The following is a 7006-nucleotide window of genomic DNA, read 5'->3' on the forward strand; positions in this document are numbered from 1 at the left end:
AAAGACTGAATAGGGCGTTACGGCGGAGAACGCACGTCTGTAACGCCCTCTTCCATGTCTGATTTTGCGGGCAGACGCGAGCGCAGTAGCTTTCCCGTTTGCGTGCGGGGCAGCGCGTCCACAAGCGTGATCTTCTGCGGGCGGAACATGCGCGGCAGGAGTGTGCGCAACTCGTCCTGAAGCTGTGTGGGCGTGATCTCGCAACCGGGTTTCAGCACGACAAAGGCGTGGATGCCTGTCCCGAACTCGGCGCAGGGGATGCCCACCACGGCGCATTCGGCCACCGCTTCCAGCGCAGCAATTCGTTCTTCCAGGCTGGCCGGAAACACGTTCTCGCCGCCGCAGATCAGCAGTTCGTCGGCGCGGCCATGCAGGGTCAGGCGGCCCGCCGCGTCACGGGAAGCCAGATCGCCCGTGTCGTGTCCGTCCACGATCACGCGCCCCATGTTTCCATCCAGCTCAAGGTTGACCCCTGGCAGCGCCCGGCCCACGCCCCCCGGCGCGGCCCGCAGATCTGCGGGCCGCGCCAGCGAGATCAGGCCCGTTTCGGTGGAGCCGTAGAGGTTGAACAGCACGTCCCCGAAGTGGTCCAGCGCCGCCGTCGCCAGCGATGCGCCCAGCGGGGCCGAGCCGCAGATGATCGCCCGAAGTGCAGGCGCAGCCCGCTTATCCGGCGCGTCCAGGAGCCGGTGGAGGAGGGTGGGAACAAGGACCAGAATCTCGATGCCCTCCTCCCGCAAGGTGCGCCACATCTCCTGCGCGTTGGGGCGGCACAGGTGCAGGGGTGCGCCCAGCGCCAGACCCATGCCCAGCGCCGCCAGCCCGTGCCCGTGGAACAGCGGCAGGGGCAGCAGCGTCGGCGCACCCGCCCGCAGTGGTAGGGCATCCAGCAATGCGCCCGCCACCGCTAGACCGGCCCGCAGACCTACGCGCGAGCGCACGGCTTTTGGCGTTCCCGTGCTGCCGGAAGTCAGCAGGACCAGCAGGCCGATGCGGGGCAGGCGCAATGGGGGAGATTTCGCGTTCGTGGTTTTTAACTCATTGAGTGGCAGGATCGTCGGCCCCGCATCCAGTTCCCCGCGCAGCCGCTCCGGCCAGTCGCCGTCGCAGATCAGCAGGCGCAGGCGCTGTTCACGCCCCACACGCCCAATTTCGGTAGCAGAAAAGGAAGTATTGAGCAGAACGGTTCGCGCGCCGATGCGAACGCAGGCCAGTAGCGCCGCCACGAAATCTGCGCTGTTGCCACATAGGAGGCCCACCGCTTCGCCCGGTTTGACCCGGCGGGAAAGGGCGGCGGCCATTCCGTCTGCCCGCTTCAGCAACTGCGCGTAGGTCAGCGGTCCATCCCCGTCCACCAGCGCCACAGCATTCGGCATCCGGTGCGCGTTCCAAGCGGCCAGCGCGTACAGCGTCGGCCCATGCCGGAGAACCGTCCAGACCAGTCCCAGTGTGTTCTGAACGGGCTGGGGGCCGAGGACACCCATGCGCCGGGTGGCTGACAGTAGGCTCATTTTCTTCGCCCTCGCGTGAGCTGCCGCTCCATCTCTTCCAGCCTGCCGAGCGCCCCGTCCAGCACATTTGGAAATAGCAGTGCTGCCACCTGTTGTCCCCCCAGCCACCACGGAGCCACCCGCCGCACGGGCTTGACGAGTGGATAAACCACCGACTGCGCGGCTTCCAGTGGGGTCAGGGCCGGGGCGAGGCGATAGGCGCGGGTAGGCGCGATCATGCGGGTACGAACCAGAGGGAGATACACGCTGGCAACGCGCACGCCACGTCCGCGCAGCTCATTGCCCAGACTGCCCAGCCACAGGTCAAAGCCCGCCTTGCTGCCCTGGTACGCCGCCCAGCGCGGAATGCCCGGCGGCAGGGCCGAGGCGCTGGAGACGCTGACGATCACTCCACCGCCCCGCGCCACCATGCGCGGCAACAGCGCCAGCAGCAGCGCGGCAGGCCCAGTGAAATTGACGGCCAGCAGGCGGCCCAGATCATCCTTCTCGGCGCTGTGCAGGACTTGGCGGCGAATGGAATGCCCCGCGTTGCTGATGATGACGTCGATGCGGGGATGGGTTGACTCGATCTGCGCGGCCACGGCCTTGACTGCCTGCGCATCGGTCAAATCCAATTGATAGACACTGGCCTTCCCACCCGCCGCTCGAATCTGAGCCGCCACCTCTTCCAACCGCTCCCCGCTGCGTGCCAGGAGCAGCACCTCCGCGCCGCACGAGGCCAGCAGCCGCGCTGTCGCCTCCCCGATGCCGTAGGACGCGCCCGTGATCAGCACCGTTTTGCTGCGTACCGCTGCCTCCAACTGCCGTAAATCGCGGCAGGCAGGCGGTGACAGAAAAAGCTGGCGAAGGAGGGTCAGAGGTGAGGCCATTTCAGGTCAGCCTCTAGCCCACCGTTTCCATTGCCCGTGGGTAGCTGCCGATGATCTTGGCGTAACTGGCCTTGCGCAGCACCCCCGCCAGTCCCTGAGCCACCTTGGGGTCACGGGCGTCGCCCTCAATGTCCACGTACATCAGGTAGCTCCAGGCACGGTCCCGGCGCGGGCGGCTCTCGATGCGGCTCAGGTTCAGGCCGCTCAGCTCGTTCAGGGTCTCTACCAGAAAACCGGGGGTGTGGCGCACGGCGAACACCAGACTGGTCTTGTGCGGCACGTCGCTGGGCGCGGGTTCGTGTTTGGACAGCACCATGAAGCGGGTGTAGTTGAACGGCTCGTCCTCGATCTCGTGGGCCAGGATATTCAGGCCGTACAGTTCGGCGGCGCGGCGGGAGGCGATGGCGGCCTCGCCCTGCCCGCCGCCCGCCGCCCCGCGTTCGGCCAGTTCGCGCGCGCTTCCGGCGGTGTCGTGGGCGGCCACGGGTTGCAGGTTGTACTTGCGAATCAGGCCGGTACACTGGTCCAGCGCGGGCTGCTGGCTGGCCACGCTCTTCAGGTCCGCCAGTTCTACCCCCGGCAGCGCCATCAGGCAGTGGCTGACGCGCACCACCACCTCGCCGATCACGTACAGCTCGGTGTCGCTGAGCAGGTCGATGGCCTGATGAATCGCGCCCATCAGGCTGTTTTCCACCGGCAGCACGCCGTACTGCGCCTCGCCGCTCTCCACCGCCTGCGCCACGCCGTGAAAGATGGGGTAGCCGCGTGTCTGTCTCTCCGCTCCAGCCTCCGGGACAGCGTTCAGCGCGGCGATCTCGCCGTATGCGCCGGGATTGCCCTGAAAGGCGACAGTGATGGACCCAGGGATGATTGGTCCAGAGCCGCCAGACTCGGATGCAACAGATTCAGACCCGGACGGGGGCACGGCTCTACTCACGGCGCTCACTCATGACCGTGAGGCTAGCGCACGGCGCTGGAATTGCCGCAAAGTCGGCGGTGTCCAGAGGCGGAGAGGCGCGGGAGCTTGTCTGGGTGGTCCCCCCACCGCATCACCCCCCACAGCCCCGCCTCCAGCCCTGCCGCTAAAGTGTCACGCATGACCCTGCCCCTGCCCGATCCCATCCTCGATCTGGACGCCACCGATCTGGCCGACGCCACCCGGCGCGGTGACCTGACCTGCGGCGAGGTGACGCGCACCTATCTGGACCGTCTGGAAGCCCTGAACCCCCGGCTGCGTGCCGTGATCACCGTTTATCCCTACGCCCGCGCCACTGCCGACGCGCTGGACGCCCTGGAACCGGAGAAACGCGGCCCCCTGCACGGCTGTCCCATACTGATCAAGGACAACATCGACGTGGCGGGCCTGCCCACGACGGCGGGCAGCGCCCTGATGGCCGCGCATGTGCCCACGGTGGACGCGCCGCTGGTGGCCCGGCTGCGCACGGCGGGCGCGGTGATTCTGGGCAAGGCCAACATGACCGAGTGGGCCAACTTCATGACGCTGGGGATGCCCAACGGCTATTCCTCGCAGGGCGGGCAGACCGTCAATCCCTGGGAGGCAGAATTCGATACCGGAGGCAGTTCGTCGGGCAGCGGGGTGGCGGTGGCCGCGAGGCTGTGCGTGGCGGCGATTGGTACCGAGACCAGCGGTAGCGTGGTCAGCCCGGCGCACGAAAGCGGCGTGCTGGGACTGAAGCCCACGCTGGGCCTGATTCCGCGCACGGGAATCGTGCCGATCAGCCACAGCCAGGACACGGCGGGGCCGATCACCCGCAGCGCCCGCGACACCCTGCTGCTGCTCTCCGTGATGGCCGGGCCAGACGAGCGCGACGAGGCCAGCCGCCGCGTGCCTGTTCCCGAACTGACCCTGACCCCCAATGCCCTGAGTGGCGCGACAATCGGCATCGTCAGCGACGAGACGGACGCCTCTGAGGCCGACGCCGCCAGCCTGAAGCTGGCCCGTGCCGCGCTGGAAAAGGCCGGGGCCACGGTGCGCGACGTGACCTTTCCCAGCCGCGCCGAGCTGAAGGGTAACGGCGTGATGCTGGAAGTGCTGGAATACGAGTTCAAGGGGGACCTGAATGCCTATCTGGCCGGAGTCACGGACGGCCCACACAACGTGGCAGACGTGATCGAGGGCAACCACGCCCAGGCCGAGCGCTGCCTGAAGTACGGCCAGACCTTTCTGCACGCGGCTCAGGGCACACGCGGAGACGCCAGCGAGTCGGGTTACCGTCTGGCCCGCGCCCGTGACCTGCGCCTGACCCGCGAGGAAGGCTTCGATCTGCTGTTCGCGGGCGGGCTGGACGCCGTGGTCTTTCCGGGCATCCACGGCTGCGCGCTGGCGGCGAAAGCTGGTTATCCCAGCGTGACCCTGCCCGTTCACGCGCCGGACGCGCCCGCAGGCACCCGGCCCGGCGGCGTGCTGCTGGTGGCCCCGGCGGGCGCGGACGCCCCGCTGCTGTCGCTGGCCGCGCATCTTGCCGCAGACTCGGACGGCAGGGTGAGCGGCGTGCGTTTTCCCGCGCTGGATTAGGCTTTCTGGGCTGGACTGCCTGAAATGGGCTACTTGGACTGGACGTCTTGGACTGGACGTTCTGAACTGGGCTTTCCCAACTGGGCTTCTGGCGTGTTCAGGCACGCGGGCCTGCCCTGCATGAAACCGAGAAATGACGTTCTCCAGACAAACGGCGGCCAAACGCGGCCTTTATAGTGAGCCGCATATGAAAATTCGTGTGGCCGCCGCCCTTGCCGCGCTGACCGTGTGCGTGTCCGCCGTGTCCGGCTCCGCTGCGGCCCAGGTGCTGCCCAAAGCTACGCGGGACAGGATCGTCCAGTCCACCGTGATGCTGATGCCCACCGGGGCAGACGGCAAGATCAGCGGTTCGCTGGGCAGCGGCTCGGTGATCAGCCCGGCAGGGTACGTCCTGACCAATTTTCATGTGGTGGGCGATATCGAGAGCCGCAAGGTCTCCGACTGGATTCTGATCCGCACGGTCAAGTTCGTGGACCGCGAACCCGAACCCACCTACTGGGGCCGGGTGGTGGCCGCCGATGCCAACCTGGATCTGGCGGTGGTCCGCATTCTGGAAACCTACGATCAGAAGCCGGTGGGGGCGCTGAATCTGCCCTTCGTGGAACTGGGGGATTCCAACAGCCTGACCGTGGGGGACCCCCTGTTCGTCTTCGGGTTTCCTGGCACGGGCGGCAACACCCTGACCTACACCAGCGGCGCAGTCAGCGGCTTTACCGGCGAGAACACCCAGGGCAGCGGGCGGCAGTGGATCAAGCACGACGCCCAGACCGGCCCCGGCAACTCCGGTGGCGGCGTCTTTGATGAAAAGGGCCTGCTGATCGGCGTCAACAGCGCGGTCAGGGTCAACAAGGACACCAGCACGGTCACGCCATACGCCCGTCCGCTGGCGGTGGCCTGGGGCCTGATCACGCCCAACGTGCCGCGCTTCGTGGTGCGCGGCGCAGGCGGCACAGGCGGCACAGGCTCAGGCGGCGCGGCGGCCTCCGCGCCTGCCAGCGCCGCTCCATCCGGCTCAGGCAGCGCCAGCGCGACGCCTCAGCCCAAGTGGCCGCCCGCCATCGCGCCGGGGCAGAGCTATCAGGTCAGCATTCAGCGGAGCAGCGGCACGCCCAAGACAGAGAGCTGGGCGCTGACCCTCAAAGACCGCGCCAGCAACGGCGACCCACGGGGAACAGCCACCCAGGGCAACCAGACCCAGACCGGCTACGTCGCCTATGACGAGAAAGCGGACCTGGTGTGGATCGACCTGACCCGCGACGGCAAGGCCATGACCAGTTGCGCCTTCGAGGTCAGCGGCCTGCGGACCAGTCCATGGGTAGGACGTGCGTTCTATTTCAAGGACATCAAGGGCCAGCCCGAGCGCATCGGCGACTGTCAGGCGCTGGTCAGGACCGGGGCGGCCCCGGCTGCGTCTGGAAATGCGGCTCCCGCTCCCTCTGGCGGCGCGGCCAGCACAGCAGGGGCGCTGAAATGGCCCGTCAAGCCTGCCGTCGGGCAGACCTGGACCCTGGACGTGCAGGGGCGCGGCGTGTGGACCCTGCCACTGACCGCCCTTTCGGAAAAAGGCAGCCCCAGGGGCACAGCGCAGACCTCCAGCGGGCAGAAGTGGACCGCCTACTACTATTACCTCAACGACAGCAGCGGCGAGGGCGTGATCCTCGACATGACCGCCGACGGCAAGACGTACATCGGCTGCGAGTTCACCAAGAGCGGTCTGTCGGGCCGCAGCCTGCGTGGCAAGGCGTACCTGTACGCTTCCCAGGACGACAAACAGGGCACCGAGGCGGGCACTTGCGTCGCCACCCTGAAATAGAGGCAAACTTTTAAGCTGGGGGATGGGCGGTCAGCGCTGGCGTTGTTCCAGCTCCCGAACGCGCGCCTCAAGCTCGCGGATTCGCGTCCCCTCTGCGCCCCCAGTCACTCGCCTGACCAGCCAGACCGCTCCGGCAATGCCTCCAGTCAGGAGGGTGAGGATAAGGAGCATTTCTGGAATTCCGGTAGGACCACAGAACGGCGTGGAGTCGTGGTCAAGCGGCTTGAGGAGGCGGCAACCGAAATAAGAGGAGTTCTTCCATCGTCCAGGGATGATC

Annotated in this window: 6 protein-coding genes; 2 read left to right on the forward strand and 4 right to left on the reverse strand. The window is 67.3% G+C overall.

Annotation, left to right across the window (positions count from 1 at the left end; all coding sequences use genetic code 11):
- Positions 1 to 17: 17 nt before the first annotated feature.
- The 3 genes from Q319_RS0113595 to Q319_RS0113605 are packed head-to-tail and all read right to left on the reverse strand — an operon-like array spanning position 18 to position 3251.
- Entirely contained in the window at positions 18 to 1511 is a 1494-nt protein-coding gene (locus Q319_RS0113595; RefSeq protein WP_029483033.1) for an AMP-binding protein, read from the reverse strand.
- Positions 1508 to 2380 (reverse strand): SDR family NAD(P)-dependent oxidoreductase, encoded by an 873-nt coding sequence (locus Q319_RS0113600; protein ID WP_029483034.1) that lies wholly within the window; start codon positions 2378 to 2380, stop codon positions 1508 to 1510. Before Q319_RS0113600 ends, Q319_RS0113595 begins: the two co-directional genes overlap by 4 nt.
- A 13-nt stretch (positions 2381 to 2393) precedes the next feature.
- Positions 2394 to 3251, reverse strand: a complete 858-nt coding sequence (locus tag Q319_RS0113605) for a prephenate dehydratase (RefSeq protein ID WP_051655385.1) — start codon at positions 3249 to 3251, stop codon at positions 2394 to 2396.
- Positions 3252 to 3476: 225 nt separating this feature from the next.
- Here Q319_RS0113605 and Q319_RS0113610 point away from each other — a divergent pair, with 225 nt between their 5' ends.
- Both Q319_RS0113610 and Q319_RS24565 read left to right on the forward strand, forming a co-directional pair.
- Positions 3477 to 4916, forward strand: coding sequence for an amidase family protein (locus tag Q319_RS0113610; RefSeq protein WP_029483036.1), 1440 nt, complete (start codon positions 3477 to 3479; stop codon positions 4914 to 4916).
- Between the two features lie 187 nt (positions 4917 to 5103).
- Positions 5104 to 6729, forward strand: a complete 1626-nt coding sequence (locus tag Q319_RS24565) for a S1C family serine protease (RefSeq protein ID WP_162178655.1) — start codon at positions 5104 to 5106, stop codon at positions 6727 to 6729.
- A gap of 30 nt (positions 6730 to 6759) precedes the next feature.
- On the opposite strand, the gene Q319_RS28290 is transcribed toward Q319_RS24565, so the two are convergent.
- On the reverse strand, positions 6760 to 7006 hold a 247-nt coding region (locus tag Q319_RS28290), incomplete at its 5' end, for a hypothetical protein (protein WP_211252369.1).

Source organism: Deinococcus marmoris DSM 12784 (genome assembly GCF_000701405.1).
Classification (GTDB): domain Bacteria; phylum Deinococcota; class Deinococci; order Deinococcales; family Deinococcaceae; genus Deinococcus; species Deinococcus marmoris.